The organism is Peribacillus simplex (genome assembly GCF_030123325.1).
GTDB lineage: Bacteria > Bacillota > Bacilli > Bacillales > DSM-1321 > Peribacillus > Peribacillus simplex_D.
The window spans coordinates 1,118,584-1,137,429 of record NZ_CP126106.1 but is presented as its reverse complement, the minus strand read 5'-3'; the positions used below and the strand labels follow the sequence as shown (position 1 = coordinate 1,137,429).

Annotated in this window: 16 protein-coding genes; 5 read left to right on the top strand and 11 right to left on the bottom strand. The window is 41.7% G+C overall.

Going from position 1 to position 18,846, the window contains the following annotated elements; genetic code table 11:
* Nucleotides 1–44: 44 nt before the first annotated feature.
* The 7 genes from QNH43_RS05445 to iadA all read right to left on the bottom strand — a co-directional run bounded on the left by QNH43_RS05445 (nt 45) and on the right by iadA (nt 9,063).
* On the bottom strand, nt 45–1,424 hold the full coding sequence (locus tag QNH43_RS05445) for an amino acid permease (protein WP_283917082.1): 1,380 nt from the start codon (nt 1,422–1,424) through the stop codon (nt 45–47).
* A 365-nt stretch (nt 1,425–1,789) separates the two neighbouring features.
* A complete protein-coding gene (gene lpdA, locus QNH43_RS05440; RefSeq protein WP_283917081.1) occupies nt 1,790–3,214 on the bottom strand; it encodes a dihydrolipoyl dehydrogenase in 1,425 nt (474 codons plus the stop codon).
* On the bottom strand, nt 3,215–4,486 hold the full coding sequence (locus QNH43_RS05435; protein WP_283917080.1) for a dihydrolipoamide acetyltransferase family protein: 1,272 nt from the start codon (nt 4,484–4,486) through the stop codon (nt 3,215–3,217).
* A 29-nt stretch (nt 4,487–4,515) separates the two neighbouring features.
* Entirely contained in the window at nt 4,516–5,499 is a 984-nt protein-coding gene (locus QNH43_RS05430) for an alpha-ketoacid dehydrogenase subunit beta (RefSeq protein ID WP_076367980.1), read from the bottom strand.
* Entirely contained in the window at nt 5,499–6,587 is a 1,089-nt protein-coding gene (pdhA, locus tag QNH43_RS05425; RefSeq protein ID WP_283918291.1) for a pyruvate dehydrogenase (acetyl-transferring) E1 component subunit alpha, read from the bottom strand. Before pdhA ends, QNH43_RS05430 begins: the two co-directional genes overlap by 1 nt.
* A 400-nt stretch (nt 6,588–6,987) precedes the next feature.
* On the bottom strand, nt 6,988–7,449 hold the full coding sequence (locus QNH43_RS05420) for a hypothetical protein (RefSeq protein ID WP_283917079.1): 462 nt from the start codon (nt 7,447–7,449) through the stop codon (nt 6,988–6,990).
* A gap of 438 nt (nt 7,450–7,887) precedes the next feature.
* Entirely contained in the window at nt 7,888–9,063 is a 1,176-nt protein-coding gene (iadA, locus tag QNH43_RS05415; protein WP_283917078.1) for a beta-aspartyl-peptidase, read from the bottom strand.
* Nucleotides 9,064–9,256: 193 nt separating this feature from the next.
* Here iadA and QNH43_RS05410 point away from each other — a divergent pair, with 193 nt between their 5' ends.
* Complete coding sequence (locus QNH43_RS05410; RefSeq protein ID WP_283917077.1) at nt 9,257–9,565, top strand: hypothetical protein; 309 nt, start codon at nt 9,257–9,259, stop codon at nt 9,563–9,565.
* 193 nt (nt 9,566–9,758) lie between these two features.
* Here the strand turns inward: QNH43_RS05410 and QNH43_RS05405 are convergent, their stop codons facing one another.
* Entirely contained in the window at nt 9,759–11,777 is a 2,019-nt protein-coding gene (locus tag QNH43_RS05405) for a transglycosylase domain-containing protein (RefSeq protein ID WP_283917076.1), read from the bottom strand.
* Between the two features lie 315 nt (nt 11,778–12,092).
* On the opposite strand from QNH43_RS05405, the gene QNH43_RS05400 reads away from it, so the two are divergent.
* The 4 genes from QNH43_RS05400 (at nt 12,093) to QNH43_RS05385 (ending at nt 16,934) form a co-directional block, all read left to right on the top strand.
* Complete coding sequence (locus tag QNH43_RS05400) at nt 12,093–12,617, top strand: universal stress protein (protein WP_283917075.1); 525 nt, start codon at nt 12,093–12,095, stop codon at nt 12,615–12,617.
* A gap of 471 nt (nt 12,618–13,088) precedes the next feature.
* Nucleotides 13,089–13,976 carry a cation diffusion facilitator family transporter gene (locus tag QNH43_RS05395; protein ID WP_283917074.1) on the top strand — a complete coding sequence of 296 codons (888 nt, stop codon included), beginning with the start codon at nt 13,089–13,091 and terminating at the stop codon, nt 13,974–13,976.
* Between the two features lie 235 nt (nt 13,977–14,211).
* Complete coding sequence (locus QNH43_RS05390; RefSeq protein WP_076367399.1) at nt 14,212–15,321, top strand: histidine kinase N-terminal domain-containing protein; 1,110 nt, start codon at nt 14,212–14,214, stop codon at nt 15,319–15,321.
* A 281-nt stretch (nt 15,322–15,602) separates the two neighbouring features.
* Nucleotides 15,603–16,934: a hemolysin family protein gene (locus QNH43_RS05385; RefSeq protein WP_076367401.1), complete on the top strand. Its 1,332-nt coding sequence runs from the start codon at nt 15,603–15,605 to the stop codon at nt 16,932–16,934.
* A gap of 56 nt (nt 16,935–16,990) precedes the next feature.
* Here QNH43_RS05385 and QNH43_RS05380 read toward each other — a convergent pair whose 3' ends face one another.
* From QNH43_RS05380 to QNH43_RS05370, 3 genes are all read right to left on the bottom strand, one after another.
* Nucleotides 16,991–17,620: an undecaprenyl phosphate transporter UptA gene (locus QNH43_RS05380; protein WP_283918290.1), complete on the bottom strand. Its 630-nt coding sequence runs from the start codon at nt 17,618–17,620 to the stop codon at nt 16,991–16,993.
* A 162-nt stretch (nt 17,621–17,782) separates the two neighbouring features.
* Nucleotides 17,783–17,947 carry a hypothetical protein gene (locus QNH43_RS05375; protein WP_230302241.1) on the bottom strand — a complete coding sequence of 55 codons (165 nt, stop codon included), beginning with the start codon at nt 17,945–17,947 and terminating at the stop codon, nt 17,783–17,785.
* A gap of 92 nt (nt 17,948–18,039) precedes the next feature.
* Complete coding sequence (locus tag QNH43_RS05370) at nt 18,040–18,753, bottom strand: FixH family protein (protein ID WP_283917073.1); 714 nt, start codon at nt 18,751–18,753, stop codon at nt 18,040–18,042.
* Between the last annotated feature and the right edge of the window lie 93 nt (nt 18,754–18,846).

Genomic DNA, 18,846 nt, shown 5'->3' with positions numbered 1-18,846 from the left:
TACGACATGGACGCCTTTGCCCATGTCGTATCTTTTTTGTGAATTTATTTAGCAATATCCTTTTCTATCATCGTTGTTTCCTGCAAATCCCCACTTTTAAATTTAAAAATGGAAATCGAGATTAATGAAGCCAAGACAATCAGGCAAGCAATGATGCTGATCCGATTCTGTTCATTGAACACGAACGTTACACAAATGATGCTTAAGGTGATTACGGCAAACAAGGTTACATATGGAAATCCCCACAATTTAAAACTCGGGGCTTTGGGATATGAATTGCGAAGTTTTAGCTGCGCTAAACAGATGCTGATCCATACAAGGGATACTACAAAACCTGGAAACGCCATTAATAAAGTAAATGCCTTGTCCTGTGCAACGAAAGTAACCATGGAGCCGACGATCAATACAAATGCACTTAATATCAAACTATACAAAGGAACACCATTTTTTGATACATAAGAGAACGACTTGGGAGCTTCCCCTTCTGCAGCCAAAGAATGCAGCATGCGGGTACACCCATATATTCCAGAGTTAGCGGCAGATAAGACGGCCGTAATTAAAATGAAATTCATGATATGTGCAGATCCCTGAAAACCGGACATTGACAAAACTTGTACAAACGGACTTGCCTGGTCGCTAATTTCGTTCCAAGGAATCAAACCGCAGATTACAAGTATCGGTAAGGTGAAAAATAATACGACTCTCCAAATATAGTTTTTAATGACCTTCGGTAAAATGCGTTCCGCATCCTTTGCTTCGGTTACCGTCACCCCTATTAACTCTGAACCACCATAGGAGAACATGACGATCAGTAATGCCGAAAAGATGGACATCCACCCATTTGGGAAAAATCCTCCATGCCCGGTGAAGTTTTGTAGATAATTAGATCCGCCGCTTGGGATGACTCCAAATAAAATACAGGCTCCCAATATGATGAATACGATGATCATTGTAATTTTAATGCCAGCAAACCAAAATTCGAATTCACCATAATTTTTGACATTCATCATGTTAATCCCAATGATGAAAGCAGCACACCCTAAACTTAATATCCAAAGCGGGATTGCTGGGAGCCAATACTGCAAAAAGCTTCCTGCCACCACTACCTCAATGACACATACGGATAGCCACATGAAACAATACATCCAGCCTATGATGAATGAAAAGCGGTTACCGAATGCTTTCCGAACGAAACCTTTCATATTCGTATTTGGATAGACAATTGCCATTTCCGCTATAGCACCCATGACTACAAGCAGTAATAATCCTGCAAAAATATAAGTGAATATGACTCCTGGCCCTGCTAATGATATGGTTTCGGCACTTCCTTTAAAAATCCCGGTACCTATTGCCCCTCCCATTGCCATCATGCTAATATGCCGCGGCAATAATTTCTTTTGCAGTGACCCACCATTTGACTCCATTACATTTGCCTCCTTCATTCCATAAATTTCATATAAAAAATTAAACCCAATCGTTGAATGGCGAATGGATAAGTTAGCCCATCAACCGTTATGGTTTAGGAGTGGAAGGATGCAAAGCCTTCTTGAAAACTTTTTTTCATACTTCCCCAAAGTAAAAATGATATCAATATGCCGTTCGTTTTACAAGTGGAATAAAATCGCAGGCCATACGGCTCCTGTTTGGTCAAACGCCGGGACAGATTTTCGAAGTGGAGTGAATTTGCTGATTGCCTTGCCTTTCGGACCAATTACCAGGTTTTTGACTCCATCAAATAAAACACTTTAATCGGGGACTACATTGGCAATCCCCATGACTTTACCTTTTCCTACTTATTTACGATGTGGATTGCATGTCCCAAAACTGCCTCAGCCGCTTCCATCCACCCCTCAGTCAAAGTTGGATGTGGATGCATGATCAGGGCTATATCTTCGACCCTAGCCGCCAGCTCAAGGGCAAGCACCCCTTCACCTATAAGGTTGGAAGCATCAGCACCTACCATATGCATTCCGAGCAATATGTGGTTATCGGCATCCACGATCACTTCAGCAAATCCTTCCGTTTCATTCGTTGCAAGCGCCCTTCCATTGGCACTGAACGGAAATTTGCCGACTTTGACGCTGTAGCCCTGTTGTTCAGCTTCTTCACGGCTTAAACCAACACCAGCAATTTGTGGGTCCGAGAAGATTACATAGGGAACATTAGGTGAGTCAACTGCACTTGGCAGCCCCCCTATCACTTCAGCTGCCACTATTCCCTGTTTGGACGCTCGATGGGCAAGAGCTGGACCAGGTGTAGTATCACCGATGGCAAAGATGTGCGGCACATTTGTACGACATTCCATATCCACTGCTATATGGCCTTTTTCACCAACTGTAACTCCAGCCCGATTCAGGCCAATTTCTTCAGTGTTAGGTATCCTGCCAATTGTAACCAGGGTCTTTTCACTCACGACCACTTCCGCCCCCTGTTCTTCCGAGGATACATGAAGGTGTACATGACCATCCACTACACTCGCCTTTTCTACCCTCGTGGATGTTTTGATATTCACCCCAAGCTTCTTGGCATTCCGGGTGACTTCCTTTACCAGGTTTTCAGCAATTTGGGGGAGTATGCGATTGGCCATTTCAATGATGGTCACTTTAGTACCTAGCTTTGCAAATGCCATTCCCAATTCGATTCCGATATATCCACCGCCAATGATCGACAAGCTTGATGGAACTTCCTGCAGCTGCAAAGATGATGTTGAATCCAATATATATTCCCCATCCACTTTAATGAAGGATGGAATGAAAGGTCTGGACCCCGTGGCAATAATTGCCTGTTCAAACTTGTAGGTTTCAAAATCGCCATCGGTTTCAACTCCAATACGGTCATCGGATAAAAAGGCTGCTTGACCTTTAACCACCGTCACTCCATTCTCCTTACACAAATGGGCAATTCCTTGCCTCAACTGAGATGTGATGCCCGCTTTCCAATCCTGCCAGACTCCCAAGTCCATAGTGGTTCTTTCCTGGGATAGCCGGATTCCCATTTTCCCTAAATCGTTAAGCCTTTGGTATTGATCAGCTGTGTGAATTAATGCCTTTGAAGGTATACAGCCCCGATTAAGGCAAACCCCGCCCAGCTTATCCTTTTCAACCAGCACGACCGATTTTCCTAACTGGCCGAGACGGATAGCCGCAGCATATCCTCCCGGACCTCCTCCAATGATGATGACATCCGTCTCTACAGCAACTTCCCCTACTACCATTTATCTCATCTCCACAACTAAACGAATTGGATTTTCCAGCAATTCCTTGATTCTATTGGTAAAATGCACCGCTGTTACCCCATCAATCAAACGATGATCGAATGAAAGAGACATATTCATCATTAAACGGATAACACCTTCCAAATCGCGAACGACCATGCGATGTTCCATTTTATGCAAAGCTAGTATGGCCGCTTCCGGATAGTTAATGATCGGGGTCGCGTGCATCCCTCCGATCGGTCCTACATTGCTGATGGTAAATGTACTGCCTGTGATTTGATCTATGCTCAACTTCCCTTCTCGGGCTTGGGCTGCCAATTGCCTGATTTCATCAGCCAGTTGGAAAATGGTCTTTTGATCGGCATGTTTTATGACTGGAACTATGAGACCCTCTTCTGTATTGGTCGCAATCCCAATATGATAATAATTCTTCAGGATGATTTCATTGGTCTTTTCATCAATTGAAGCGTTTAATGTTTTGAACTCCTTTAAGGCGATGACAATGGCTTTAACGAAAAATGGCAAAAAAGTCAACTTAATATCCTTATCATCGGAGTACTCCTTTAACTGATTTTTAAATTCCTTCAATTGGTCCATTTCCAATTCATCTACATGGGTTACATGAGGAATGGTCGAAACCGACTTTACCATATGTTCAGCGATTTTTTTTCGAATGCCTTTAAGCGGAATCCTCTCTTCCCACTCATTTCCCATTCCTTTTGCCTGGATGGCACCCTTCATCAGGGCCATCTCTTGAGCCATCTTGTTGTCATGATGTTTGGCATTTAGTGTAATCGAGTTATTTTCTTTAAACTGCTTCAGGTCACTTTCGGTAATTCGCCCAGCCGGACCGGAGCCTTTAACCTTCTCGATATCAACCTTCATTTCCCTCGCCAATTGACGAACGAATGGTGTTGCCAACGCACGCACTACATGCTGTTTAGTCGTAATATGCTCTGCATTTACTTTTACATCAACAGATTGAACGCCTTGGATTTCTTCGTCAATCATCTTTTTATCCGGAACTGACACATCGTTCTCTTCCTGAATTGTGAATATAGTGGTTCCCACTTCCACGATATCCCCTTCGGAAAAAAATATTTTCTTCACCACTCCCGCTGCAGGAGCCGTCAATTCCGCATTGACTTTATCCGTTTGCACCTCAACAATGGGTTGGTCCTGTTTTACCGCCTCCCCTTCTTTGATGAGCCATTGGATAATTTCCCCTTCATGCATCCCTTCCCCTACATCAGGAAGTTTAAATTCCATCATGCGTCATCCTCCTTCTCCCTTTATCACAATTAAAATGATAACGTTTCGACAATTCCTTGTTTTACACGGTCAACAGTCGGTAAATAATGATCTTCTATTGTAAACGGCGGAACCGGTACATCAAATCCTGTTACACGCTTAATCGGCGCTTTCAGGTAAATAAGAGCTTCATCATTAATGATGGAGATAATCTCCGCACCTAATCCGGCAGTCTTATGGGCTTCATGGACGATCAATGCACGACCTGTCTTTTTGATGGATTGCACGATCGTATCCCTATCTAAAGGGTATAATGTTCGCAGATCGACCACTTCACACTTCCAGCCTTTTTCTGCTTCAATCTTCTTCGCGGCATTCAATGCCTCCCTTAACATGGCCCCCCATGCATATATGGTCAGGTCACTTCCCTCCTGGACCACTTTTGCTTGACCGATTGGTATCCTGTACATCTCGTCGGGAACTTCTTCCTTGAAAGCCCGATACAATTTAGTCGGTTCCAAAAAAATCACCGGATCTGGATCTTCAAGGGCTGAAATGAGCAGCCCTTTTGCATCATATGGATTACTTGGTGCAACCACCTTTAAACCCGGGGTATGGGCAAAAAAGGTTTCGACACTTTCGGAATGCAGTTCGGGGCCCCTGATTCCTGCACCATATGGAGTACGGATTAAAAGGGGAACCCCAAATTGCCCACGGGTGCGATACCTCATACGGGCAGCATGGGAAACGAGTTGTTCGAATCCCGGATAAATAAAGGCGAGAAACTGTATCTCTACTATGGGCAGCATTCCGTTAAGGGCTAAACCAATGGCAGAGCCGATGATTCCCGATTCAGCTAATGGCGTATCAACGACTCGATCTTTTCCATACTTCTCATAAAGTCCTTCCGTCGATCGAAAAACCCCGCCATTCACTCCAATATCCTCACCCATGATCATCACGCGATCATCATGACCCAGCATTTGGTCCATCGCTTCCGTAATGGCCTGGAGCATCGTTAAATTTTTGCCCATTATTTCTTCCCGCCTTTCCTTAAGATTTGGTTCAATTCCTGCTTCTGTTCCTTTAAATGCCATGACTCCTCGGCATATACATGGTTAAACATTTCGAGCGGGTCGGATTTTGGATACCCTTCGGCTTTTTGAAGGTGAGCATCAATCAATTCGTTGAATTGTTTTAACGCCAATTCCTCCTGCTCTTCATTCCAGTGACCCTCTTTAATCAAATACTTTCTAAGACGTGTAATGGGATCCCGGTTTTCCCTCCAGAACGTTGAAACTTCGTCCTGATCGCGATATATGTTCGGATTGTCTGCAGTAGTATGGGCGCCATAACGAAAGGTAATGGCTTCGATTAATGTAGGTCCTTCCCCTTTAAGCGCTCTTTCGACAGCCTGCTTTACAGTCAGCCATACTGCAAAAATATCATTTCCATCCACACGCACCCCATGGATGTCATAAGCTGCAGCCCGCTGGGATATTGTTTTGGATGCAGATTGCTTTTCAAAAGGGACACTGATCGCGTAGCCATTATTTTGGCAGAAAAAGATTGTTGGGGTTTTATAAACGCCAGCAAAATTCAGTGCCTCATGAAAGTCCCCTTCAGAAGTTGCTCCATCACCAAAATAAGCAATGCTAACATTCTTTTCTCCTCTAATCTTACTTGCCCAAGCCGTTCCAACGGCATGAACCATTTGAGTGGCAATTGGAACACTTGGAGGCAATATCCTTTTTCCTTCTGGACAAATCGAGCCATCAAAATGCGCCATCCAGTATAGGAAAACACGGTATAATTCCTGCCCATGAATGATTGCCGCTCCATGATCACGGTATGTGGGAAACATCCAATCCCCCGCCGACAACGCTAAAGCGCTTCCTACCTGGGATGCCTCCTGTCCTTCAAATGGTGCATAAGTTCCAATCCTGCCTTGGCGCTGGAGATTAATTGATTTTCGGTCAAATGTTCTGAGCAGGAGCATACCCTCATACATCTTTAACATAAGTGATTTATCGATTTTTCCATCAATCGTTTCAATGATTTCCCCATCAGGAGTCAATACACGAAATATTTCCGGCTCAACCTCATTTGAATACGCTTTCATTATTGGGTTTCCCGTCTTTTCCATTTCATTTCTCCCCTTAAGATAGATTTGTTTCGCAAACTTACCAAGGTTTTGAACAGTCATGAAATAACAGCCCAAAATATATTTATTGGTCTTTATGTCTGTGATTAAATGCTGTTTCATAAACTACATTTCCTTATATAAAAGGATAATACATCCATCTTTTTAATAATATGTTAAATAGAATGAATTTTTCACAGTTTACCTTTATTTAGAATATGTTTTCTGATAACTTACCTTCATTTTGAAAATAAGAACCATTAATGGGGAAATTTCAAATTGCTTACTTACAAATTGTTGATATACTCGATCGATTCAAGACCTATCCAAAAAATATCCCGCACAAAAAAGACCCATTATATAATAAATGGGTCTTAGACTAGTTGCCTGCCGTTTTTTCTTTAAAAATGTTACAGTTGATTTCAGAAATCCGCTCCCTTTCCGCCGACTGTCTGCCAAGCCTCCTCGACGCAAGCGTCTGTGGGGTCTCGGCTAGCCAGTTATTCGGCAGGAGTGTCGCAAATTTCTTCCATCCATTGAGGGTTTCATATAACAAAAAAACATAAAGAGCGAGTTTGCCTGCCGTTTTTTTCTTAAAAATGTTACATTGATTTCGGAAATCCGCTCCCTTTCCGCAGATTGTCTGCCAAGTCCTCGACGCAAGCGTCTGTGGGGCCTCGGCTAGCCAGTTATTCGGCAGGAGTGTCGCAAATTTCTTCCATCCATTGAGGGTTTCATATAACAAAAAAACATAAAGAGCGAGTTTGCCTGCCGTTTTTTTCTTTAAAAATGTTACAGTTGATTTCGGAAATCCGCTCCCTTTCCGCCGACTGTCTGCCAAGCCTCCTCGACGCAAGCGTCTGTGGGGTCTCGGCTAGCCAGTTATTCGGCAGGAGTGTCGCAAATTTCTTCCATCCATTGAGGGTTATATAACAAAAAAACATAAAGAGCGAGTTTGCCTGCCGTTTTTTTCTTTAAAAATGTTACAGTTGATTTCGGAAATCCGCTCCCTTTCCGCCGACTGTCTGCCAAGCCTCCTCGACGCAAGCGCCTGTGGGGTCTCGGGTAGCCAGTTATTCGGCAGGAGTGTCGCAAATTTCTTCCATCCATTGAGGGTTTCATTCAAATCCAAGTTTACTTATTAATTAAGGGTTTGGGATTACATCAATCAATTCCCTTTTGTAGACAAACTAAAATGGGGGCACGCACCGGAAATCGCTCCTGCCATAACCGCAATCCATCCATTGCGGAATACCTTACCAACGAATATTTGAAAGATCTATCTTTCAAATGTTCCTTTCACGACTGCTTGACCATCTTTGACCATGACCTGCCCCATCGCGATAACACTATTCATTTCTAAAGTTTTTTTCTTCATCATGATGATATCGGCGTCCTTACCTACCGCAAGCTGCCCCTTTGTAAAAAGTTTTAAAATGTTTGCCGGATTTTCCGTCACAACTCGTATGGCATCGGCAATTGTCACTCCATCCTCGAGGATCGCATCGACAACACAATCATATAAGGACATGCATGTACCAATGTTCAAACCGCGCAGGTTACCGCCCCCATCGAAGTCAGGCAGGCTGGCTTGTCCATCTGAAGTTATGGTGATCTGCCCGATATCAACGCCTTCTTCCAGTGCCATTTTTATTGCTGTACTTGCTTTGACCTCGCCTTCTTCAAGGAACTTCTGGATCGTACTTGTCGTAAAATCGATATACCCCCCTTTTTTTGCATATTCCACACCTGCATAGAATAAATGCGGATTTCGGTTTATATGTGTAGGGTAGAATTGAGTGATCGGTATTTCCGTTGTCTCGACAACTTCTTCAATTACATGCAAATGATCCAGACTGTCGCCTACATGAATGTTGACGATACCGCTTTTCCCGGACAACAGACCTCCATTACGTGCCTGAGAGGCCAGTTTAGCAAGTTCAGCTGCAGTCGGCTGTGAAGAACGATGATCGGCAATGGCTATTTCGCCAACACCGATAATTTTATCAACAAGAATCAAATCATCTTCAATCTTACCGGTTAACGTCTTGACTGGAACTTGATAGGAACCAGTTTGAACGAAGCAGCTAATTCCTTCTTCTTCAAGTGCTCTCGCTTTAGCAAGCAGTGCTGGCATGGTCCTTGTCGTTCCATCTGTTCCGATGACCCCTACCAATGTCGTTATACCCGCTAAAGTCGCATCTGTTAATTGGATTTCTGGTGTCCTCGTTTTAAAGCCCCCTTCCCCACCTCCGCCGATAATATGTACGTGAGCATCTATAAAACCCGGAACCACAATTTGACCACTCGCATCAATTACTTTCATTTCAACGAAATTGGCAGGTACATCAATCTTGTCCTCAATGAAGCCAATTTGCTTTCCAACCAAGAGGATATCTTTTTGGCCCATATATTCCGGACCATAAAGCTCCCCATTTTTAATAAGTGTGAGCATTGTTCGTTTCCCCTCCCAAAATTGAAATTTTCAAATAGGTTTCAAAATCTTTCACTCGGGTAAATATACAACATGACCCGCTAACAATTACATAAAAAAGACCAAACATACTTGTTCATTTTAAAAAGTTGTAGCTGAATTGACATCTTGATTATGCTTTTCAAAAAGTATAAAAACAAAAGGAGTAAACGACATGAATAAAGTGATTTCTTCTGATATTAAAACAAATAAAAGATTATCCATGCGACAAATCATGAACCTATATCAAGTTACAAAAGAATTTAAAGGGAATATATATTTTATCTGCAACCATAAATTGGTCGATGCCAAGAAACTTTCGACTTTCGTATCCTTTGTGCTCATTCTTCAAGAGTGTGCAACCATGAAAGTCATACTTGAAGGCGAGAATGTACATGCCATGCTAGAAAAAGTACAGGATATTTGTAAAGAAAACGATGAACGTGCATTTGGTTTCCAATCGAACCAAACCGTTAATATTTAATAATGATTCCAACTACGTCATGAAGAGGGTGTATAGAAATGAGAACCATTTTAATGGTGATCGGCGCAATCGTCGTAATCGGCATAATAGCAAATCTCATTTTTTAAGAACGATGAAAGACTGTCAATTATTGACAGTCTTTTTTTGTTGATTGAATTAAGGAAATGCTTGTTCATGCCCCCTTTCCTGAGAATCACCACGGCAACTCCCAGTCCCTCCATTTATTCAAACCTTCCCGAATTTCATTTCCTTTATCAATCCAATATTGTCTCCTTTGTTCATCTTCTTCTTTTGCCTTTTGCTCAGCTACTTGTGCCTTTTGCTCAGCTATTAGTGCCTGTTGTTCAGCTATAAGCGGACCGATATCTTGAGCTTTAAAGGATTGAGCGGCTTGATTCTGTAAAGCTTGCGACATTATTTTTTGAAAGATGAGTGCACTTCCCTGACTGCTGTGTGTCGTTAGGTAATGCTTTTCGTCCGTCTTATCATATCCAGCCCATACAGCACCGACCAGCGAAGGTGAATAACCGATGAACCATTGATCTTTAACCCCTGATATTCCTTCGATGGGAACTTGTGTGGAACCTGTTTTACCTGCTATTTCATAACCGGAAACAGCCGCGTTTTTCCCTGTGCCATATTCCACTGTTCCTAGCAGCATGGCATTCATTTTGTCGACGGCGCCTTCAGAGGTCACTTTGGTGCTTTTCTCTTTCCAGGCTGCCACCTCTTTCCCATCGGCATTTTCTATTCTTACAATGGCATGGGTTTCCATCCTTTCCCCATCGTTGGCGAAAGCTGAAAAGGCTCCCGCCATCTGCAGCGGGGACACACCTTTTTTCATCCCCCCCAAAGCTATCGATAGGTTTCGATCATCCTTTTCATATGGAATCCCAAACCGATCAAGTGAATCAAGCCCCTTATCGATGCCAATCTCATTTAATAGCCAAACCGTTGGTACATTCAAGGAATTCATCACCGCTTCATACATGGGCACTTCTCCTTTATATACACCACTAAGGTTTGTTGGCTCGTATTCACCGAAGCTCATTTTTTCATCCTTTAAAGGGTCAGTGATATCGTATCCCTCTTCAACCGCCGGCAAGTATACGACAAGCGGTTTAATCGATGAACCAGGAGATCTTGTCAGCTGGGTTGCCCGGTTATATCCCATGAATTGATGCTTACCTCTCCCACCGACAAGCGCCTTTATGCCCCCCGTTTCAGGATCAAGGAGGACAGATCCGCTTTGAACCAGTTCATCTGCACTTGTTCCCACTGGAAAATTGGCATCATTCGCATACACGTTTTCTGTGGCCTGCTGCATGGATTGGTCCAGTGTCGTGTAAATCTTGTAGCCCTTTGAAAGCAGCTCCTCAAGCTTAATTCCATATTTACTCGATGCTTCCGATAAAACATGATCGACATAATAAGGATATTTACCTCTTAATGGATCGGTTTCCTTCTCCCCCATAAGAAGTGTCACCGAATCTTTTTTTGCAGCTGCTTCTTCATCTTTCGTCAAATAACCATGTTCCGCCATTCTCGAAAGAACCAAATCACGCCTCTTGACTGCCCCGTCTAAATTCTTGTATGGATCAAGTTTGGATGGCAAGTTAATAACACCCGCCAGCAAAGCTCCCTCGGCAACGGTCAATTCAGAGACCTCTTTGGAAAAATAAATATTTGCAGCCTTTTTGATGCCCCATGCCCCATGGCCAAAATAAACTTGATTCAAGTACATTTCCAGAATTTCATCTTTTGTATATTGATTTTCAACTTCCTGGGCTAGAAAAAACTCTTCTATCTTCCTCTTCAATGTTCGATTCGATTCCAGCATCGTGATTTTCACAAGCTGCTGTGTGAGAGTGCTCCCGCCTTCAACAACACTTCCAGCCTTCGCATTTTTAACCAAAGCCCGCATAATCCCTTGATAATCTATGCCGTGATGTTCATAAAAACGGTGATCCTCAATGGAAACCACCGCTTGTTTCATATGTTCCGGTATTTCATCTATCGCAACCCCTTCGGATTTATTTGCAGTGATCGTACTGGCAAGGTTCCCATCCAGATCATAGATTCCTGTCGGTTGCTGAAGACTATTTTCAAGATGACTTATATCCGCACCCTGCCTGAAATACAATAGTGAACCTGCGCCTAAAACCACAATCGCCAATATTATAATTAGACCTAATTTCACTAACCCTTTCATTTGTACCCCCATTTTTTCATCTGAGACATGCTTCATTAAAAATATTTTACCCTTTTTATTAAAGAAAACTCGCCGGTTGAATAAAAGGCATCCTTTTCTTGTAGAACTTACTCGCGAATTGGCATCCCTGCCTGATACCCCTTCATCGCCTGAGCCTGCCAGCTAATGAAGGACCAGATTTCATCCTACCATTTTAACTATGCTCGTATCTATCCTTTACCCTTAAAAGGCAATCTATATACCGATTAAGGCGTGATGCCATTTAAAAGTGGGTATAGCACTTATAAGGTCTTATAAAGGGGAGAGATGATATTAATGAAAGACTTAAAACATATTGTCGTCGCTTTTGATGGAAATGAAGAGAGTAAACGGGCCGTGGAATATGGAGCAATATTGAAAAAGGCCTTTCCAAAAGCCAAGTTGACAGTAGTACATGTCCTGAATGATAAGGTTGAACAACGTATCATGGGAGACGCATCGGCTCCGGGGTTCGTACCTGCTGCCGGATTTTATGTGGATCCAGTCCAGACACATCCCGTTATTGAAGTCGATCAGCCAGGACCTCAAAAGGTAAATGACACCCCTTCTCCCGTGGAGAATAGCATTCAGAACGCAGAAAGTAATACGTTGAGATTGTTAAGTGAATGTCAAGTCGAGGGAAAATTCGAAATATTGGAAGGGCATGCGCCAGATAGCGTATGTGACTTTGCAGCAAGAACGTCAGCCGATCTTATCGTTGTCGGCAATAGCGCTAAAAGCGGTTTGGAAAAATTCTTCCTTGGAAGTACAAGTAGTTCCATTGCGAAAAACGCGCCCTGTTCGGTATTCATTGCAAAATGAAGATTGAGCGGGTACGCCCTGTATGGCTCAAGTAGAGCATTCTCCGAAAAAGGCCGGATCCTTATAGAATCCGGCCTTTTTGTTAAAAGGTTTTTTTCAATAATACTTTTGGAGCAGCCGAAAAACACCGGGGCACTAATTGCTGCCCAAAACCACATCCTACACCAGTGCTAACTATCAGGTTCAAAGTGTCACTCTCAGCCATTTGGCTCCACTTGCGGAAGTATTGAATGTTCGATCATCGGTTAGAATATACTATTAGTTTCTACAAATGATAATTGAAGAAAAATTACCTATCATCTTAATTGGCCATTCCCATTTTATGGCGATATTCTTTTGTTTAACCAACTTCTTTACAGACCTTCATTACACCGGCCATTAACCAAGTTAGATGGCTAAATACGACAATTTTCTATCAACTCACTAAGGTTTGATTCAATTAGCCTAATTTACATTGGGGAGGGAATGGACATGGATAAACATTCGATTTCAGCTGAAAAAGGCGCCTACATAAGCATTGCCGCTTACATATTCTTGTCTGCTCTTAAATTGTCATTTGGTCATTTCGGTGATTCTAAAGGGCTTTGGGCTGATGGTTTAAATAATACGACCGATATCATCGCTTCCTTAGCCGTATTGATCGGTTTGAAAATATCAAAGAGACCTCCTGATGATAATCATTCATATGGTCATTTACGGGCGGAAACCGTAGCCTCGTTGGTAGCTGCCTTCATCATGATCACCGTGGGCCTCCAGGTAGTATTCAGTGCCATTGAATCCTTCTTTCACCAAGATTCAACAACCGTTCCCAGTATGCTGACCGGTTATGTCGCTTTTTTCTCTGCAATTTTCATGTACGGAATCTACCGTTATAACTTATCATTAAGTAAAAAAATCAACAGCTCTTCCATCTATGCAGTTGCACAGGATAATCGTTCCGATGCCCTTGTCAGTGTTGGTGCTTTCATTGGAATAATCGGGTCTAAGATGGGAATTCCTTGGCTGGATGCGATAGCTGCTGCAGTCGTGGGGGTCATCATATGCAAAACGGCCTGGGACATCTTTCGTGATGCCTCCATCTCTTTAACTGATGGTTTCGACGAGCAGCTCCTGCAAAAGATCGGACAAACCATTATATTGACAGAAGGTGTTAAAGACATGAGTGAAATTAAAGCCCGGATGCATGGAAGTGAAATCCTGCTCGAAACTACCGTTCATGTTAACCCTCTTTTGACCGTCATTCAAGGTCATGATATTACGGTTAAAATCGAAGAAAACCTTATGAAGGAATATAATATCCAGCATGCGATCGTTCACATCGAACCATATGCATTCAAAAAAAAAGGTAACCGTCATTAACTTTACGGATACCTTTTTTTGTGATTAATTCCTGTAATTACTGTAATAAAACTGTGTCAAAAAAAGGGATTTATTGATTGATTGCCGAATATTATCCAATTGACACATGTTAAAAGGACATTAATCTGTTATCATGAAATCAAGATGTAATTATTTTGATATTTTGTAATTTTATTCAAATAAAGCAATTTCTGGGTCAAAAGTAAATTCATTTTCCTACAGTATGGAGGGCAAAATGGTATCTAATCGAGAAATGACCATTCACTTTTTATCTTCTCAAAAAAGCAGTATCATTTCCAAATGGAAAGATGAGTTGCTGCATTTACCGGACGGATATCTTGGGTATTTTAAAGGAGAAGTGGAAAATATTTTCAATCTGCTAATGGATCAGCTTGGAAAATCGGATACTGAAATAGACGATGTACTGAAGGTCGTAGGGGGAAAAATTGCGTCTGATCGAGTTAATAAGCAATTGGATATGGAAAATTTCTTTTCCACTGCAACCATCGGGAGATCCATCATCATAGAGCATGTTTTGAATTCCGAATCACCCAAAGAAGAAATATCGGATCTAATTAAGCAAGTAAACGTTTACTTCGATAAACTCATTCATTTTGCATTATCCCATTATACCGAATTGAAAACGATGGAACTTGAAGAACGCTATCAATTCATAAGCCCAAACCATAAAGACCGTTTGACACTCCTTGGCCAAATGACCTCAAGCTTTGTCCATGAATTCAGAAATCCACTGACTTCCATCATGGGATTCATACAATTGTTACAGGCAGAACAACCTGAGATAAAATACCTTGATATCATTTCGAAGGAATTGGATCAGCTCAATTACCGGATCACACAATTTCTTAATATTTCCAAAAAAGAAACTTCAGCATCACCACCTGATCTATTTTCCATTGCTCAGCTTGTGAATGAGGTGATCGAATTTTTATATCCAAGCATTTTGGAAGTTAATGCTTCCATTACTTGTAATATTGCCGAGGATGCCGTAATTTCCGGTTCTAAAGAAGAATTCCGTCAAGTTTTACTTAATATTATATTAAATGCTCTTGATGTGGTTGCAGGGATGCCATCCCCATCCATTTACATTTCAGGCTCTGAATCACCACCCGGCATTCTTACTTTAAATATATCGAACAATGGGCCGAAGATACCTGATGACGTCCTGCCGAATATATTTGAACCATTCATCACCACAAAAAAAAGAGGAACTGGATTGGGATTATTCGTTTGTAAAGAAATCGTTTTAAAGCATCAAGGAACCTTATCCTGTCACTCTACCGATTTCCTTACGACCTTTTCCATACAATTAAAAACTAAATAATGGATAAATATCCTTTTTTCCTTAGGTTTTTAGTGTGAAATTTTTGACTGATTGACGTCCAGTTACTTATACTAATAGGTAGGTTCCACTACTAATCGAGGTGAATGATCCTATAGATTGAAAATTAAAACCAGAGAAATTTTCATACGAGATAGACGAGACTTATTTTTCATCTAACATTTTATATACTAATATCATTTCATTCATTATTGGTTTTGGGAGGTGACTGGGATAATTAAATCGTTCTCAACATATGGCGATTCAATTAAGTCCCACACTAATTGGACATATTAAGTTTTTTATTTGTCATTATTTTAATTGCTTTAACGGCCTTTTTTGTAGCTTCGGAATTTTCGATCATAAGGGTTCGCAGCTCTCGGATCGATCAATTGATTGAAGAGGGAAACAAAAAAGCCATAGCGGCAAAGAAGGTTACATCCGATCTTGATGAGTACCTATCCGCGACACAGCTTGGAATTACCGTAACTGCCCTTGGATTGGGGTGGCTAGGACAACCGACCGTCCTCAAATTGGTTGGGCCTTTATTCAATGCATTGAACATCCCTCAAGAAGTCACAAGCATTCTGACATTCGTTATTTCATTTTCCCTGATTACGTTCCTGAATGTGGTTGTAGGTGAATTGGCTCCAAAGACGGTTGCCATCCAAAAGGCTGAGCAAGTGGCCTTGGCAATTGCCAGCCCGCTGATTTTTTTCCATAAAATAGCCTTTCCCTTCATTTGGGCATTGAATCATTCTTCCCGATTCGTTGTCGGATTATTTGGCTTTAAACCAGCATCCGAAAGCGAAATAGCCCATACGGAAGAAGAATTACGTTTCATCCTATCAGATAGCTATAAAAGCGGAGAAATTAACCAGTCGGAATTTAAATATGTAAATAACATCTTTGAGTTCGATGATCGGGTTGCCAAAGAAATCATGGTTCCAAGGACAGAAATCATGACCATATCCAAAGATGAAACGGTACAGGAATTCGTCGATGTGGCCAAATTGGAAAAATACACTCGATATCCTGTTGTCGAAGGTGATAAAGACCATGTCATCGGCTTAGTGAACTTAAAGGAAGTTTTCTCGGATCTTATTAAGAACCGGGAAATCCATATCAAAGCGATTGAAAATTACGCTCGTCCGATCATTCGGGTGATGGAAAATATACCAATTCACGATTTGCTGTTAAAAATGCAAAAAGAACGCATTCATATGGCCATTTTGATGGATGAATACGGCGGAACTTCCGGACTTGTCACAGTCGAGGATATCCTCGAGGAAATCGTTGGGGAAATTCGTGATGAATTCGATATCGATGAAGTTGCCTCGATCAGGAAAATTAAAGAGGGACATTATATTTTAGACTCTAAACTTCTTGTAAAGGAAGTGAATGATCTACTTGGCATTCACTTAGAAGAAGATGATGTCGATACTATAGGTGGATGGGTCCTTACTGAAAATTATGATGTGAAGGTAGGGGACATCATGGAAAAAGACGGATTCTGCTTTAAAGTGATTGAAATGGAAGATCACGCCATTCGTTCTATTGAGGTCACAAAAAAGGTCGTACAGCTTCCTCTGGAAGAAGACCTTCCTCAAGGATAATGATTAAAAAACAGCCACGTAAATAGTGTTTTTACGTGGCTGTTTTTTCGATTTGTTCATTTATCGGGAAACCGTCCCATTTTTTTGACCGTTACGATTGGGGGAGTGCTCTTTTTTTTCCAAAAAATATACAACATGATAAAGATAAAGGAAAAACCCGTAGCCGGAATTAGATAAGGTTCAGTTATTTCCCGGATTTGCTGCCAATTCTCGCCGAGAACCCTTCCTAAGGTCAGGAACAATATGGTCCAAGGAATGACAGCCCCAACCGTATAAAATATAAACTTCCATACGGACATCCTCGCAATTCCGGCAGGGATGGAAATGGCATGGCGAACCACTGGAATGAATCGAGCCGTAAAAATCACGCCTACGCCATACCTTTGAAACCACTCTTCAGCATTTACAATATGGGTTTCTTTTATTAAAATATATTTTCCATACTTCAAGAGAAAGGGCCGTCCTCCATAATAACCTGCCCAATAGAGAAATAGTTGAGCCATCGTCCCGCCCGCCACACCTGCAAGGACAGCTCCCCAAAAATTCATTTTCCCCAGGCCGACCACATAACCACCGTACCCTAGAACAAGCTCACTCGGGATGATTTCAACCATAAGCCCCAATAAAATCCCCATATATCCCATTTCCGCAAACCAATTCAATATCGTCATAATAAGCTGTGATATCATGCTATCGGACTCCCCTTACCGCTAATTTCAAATTGTTTGTCCTTCTATCCTATTTCAGCTCATAACGTTCTATTCGTTTTTCATATTCAGTTTCAATCTGTATCCCATTTAGGAATGCACAAAAAAAGACCAGCTGATATGTACTCCGGTCTCATTGCATCAATATTCTTTTAGCTCCCGTTTTTGGGAAAATTGAGAAAAAACAGCTGTGGTGAGTAAGGATGAATCATTTTGCGAAACATTAGTGAAAATCTCCTGGCGTGATTTCGTTTTTTCAATATGAATCCCGAGATCTTTATACTTGTTGATTATTTGATTGTTCATGCTTACCCTCCCTTTCTGCTGTACCGTTATCCTTTAACTTCCCATTTAACGAATGGATAAAACCTGTTTAAACAATTCGCTCCAAAAAACCATCAATTGACTTGAATGGTTTGCAGTTGGTGTTCATGCACTTCGTCTTTTTCAACATGCACCTGAACCTTATAGGTTCCGGATTCTTCGAAAGATACCTTATTTAGATATGTTCCATTTCCATCTTCTTCAGCTTTGGTGAAATGGCTCTCTTCGCTGCCTTCCTTCCACACCTCGAAATTCACATCTGCATTTGTCAGTGGCTTCCCATTCAATTCAACGGTCGCTTCAAAGTTCGAACTGTCTCCTGCCTTTACAGGGTTACTTTGAAACTCGATGGATACATCCGTACTAGGATGAACCGAAGCGCCTTCACTTTCATGTTCTGGAACGACAACTTCTTTTTCAGGCATTGCATGAAGGCCTTTGGCCGTTACATGGGAGACTACAATATATTTGCCTTGTTCTTCAAAAGTATGCATCACCTGATACATGCCACTTCCAGTATTCTTTGCTTCAAGCATTTCCCGTTTATCCTGCCCTGACTTTCTCACTTCAAACAGTACCTCATCTGCTTCATTCACCAATTGGCTTCCCTGTTTCACAGTCGTTTCAAGAATGACTTCTTTTCCAGGCTCCAATTTCCCTTTAATGACAATTGATGCATCCATCGATTCCGGAACAGCACTGTTCACTTCCTTATCCTCTGGCATTTCAGACTCTTGACACCCTGCCAGCATAACTAACAACGCAGTAAACATATAGAGTTTTTTCATATGAACTTTCCTTTACTATTTATTAGACTAAAAATCTGTCCTTTTCATATTGCCCATCCTTTCCTTTTTTCAGATTTTCATACATGATTCACA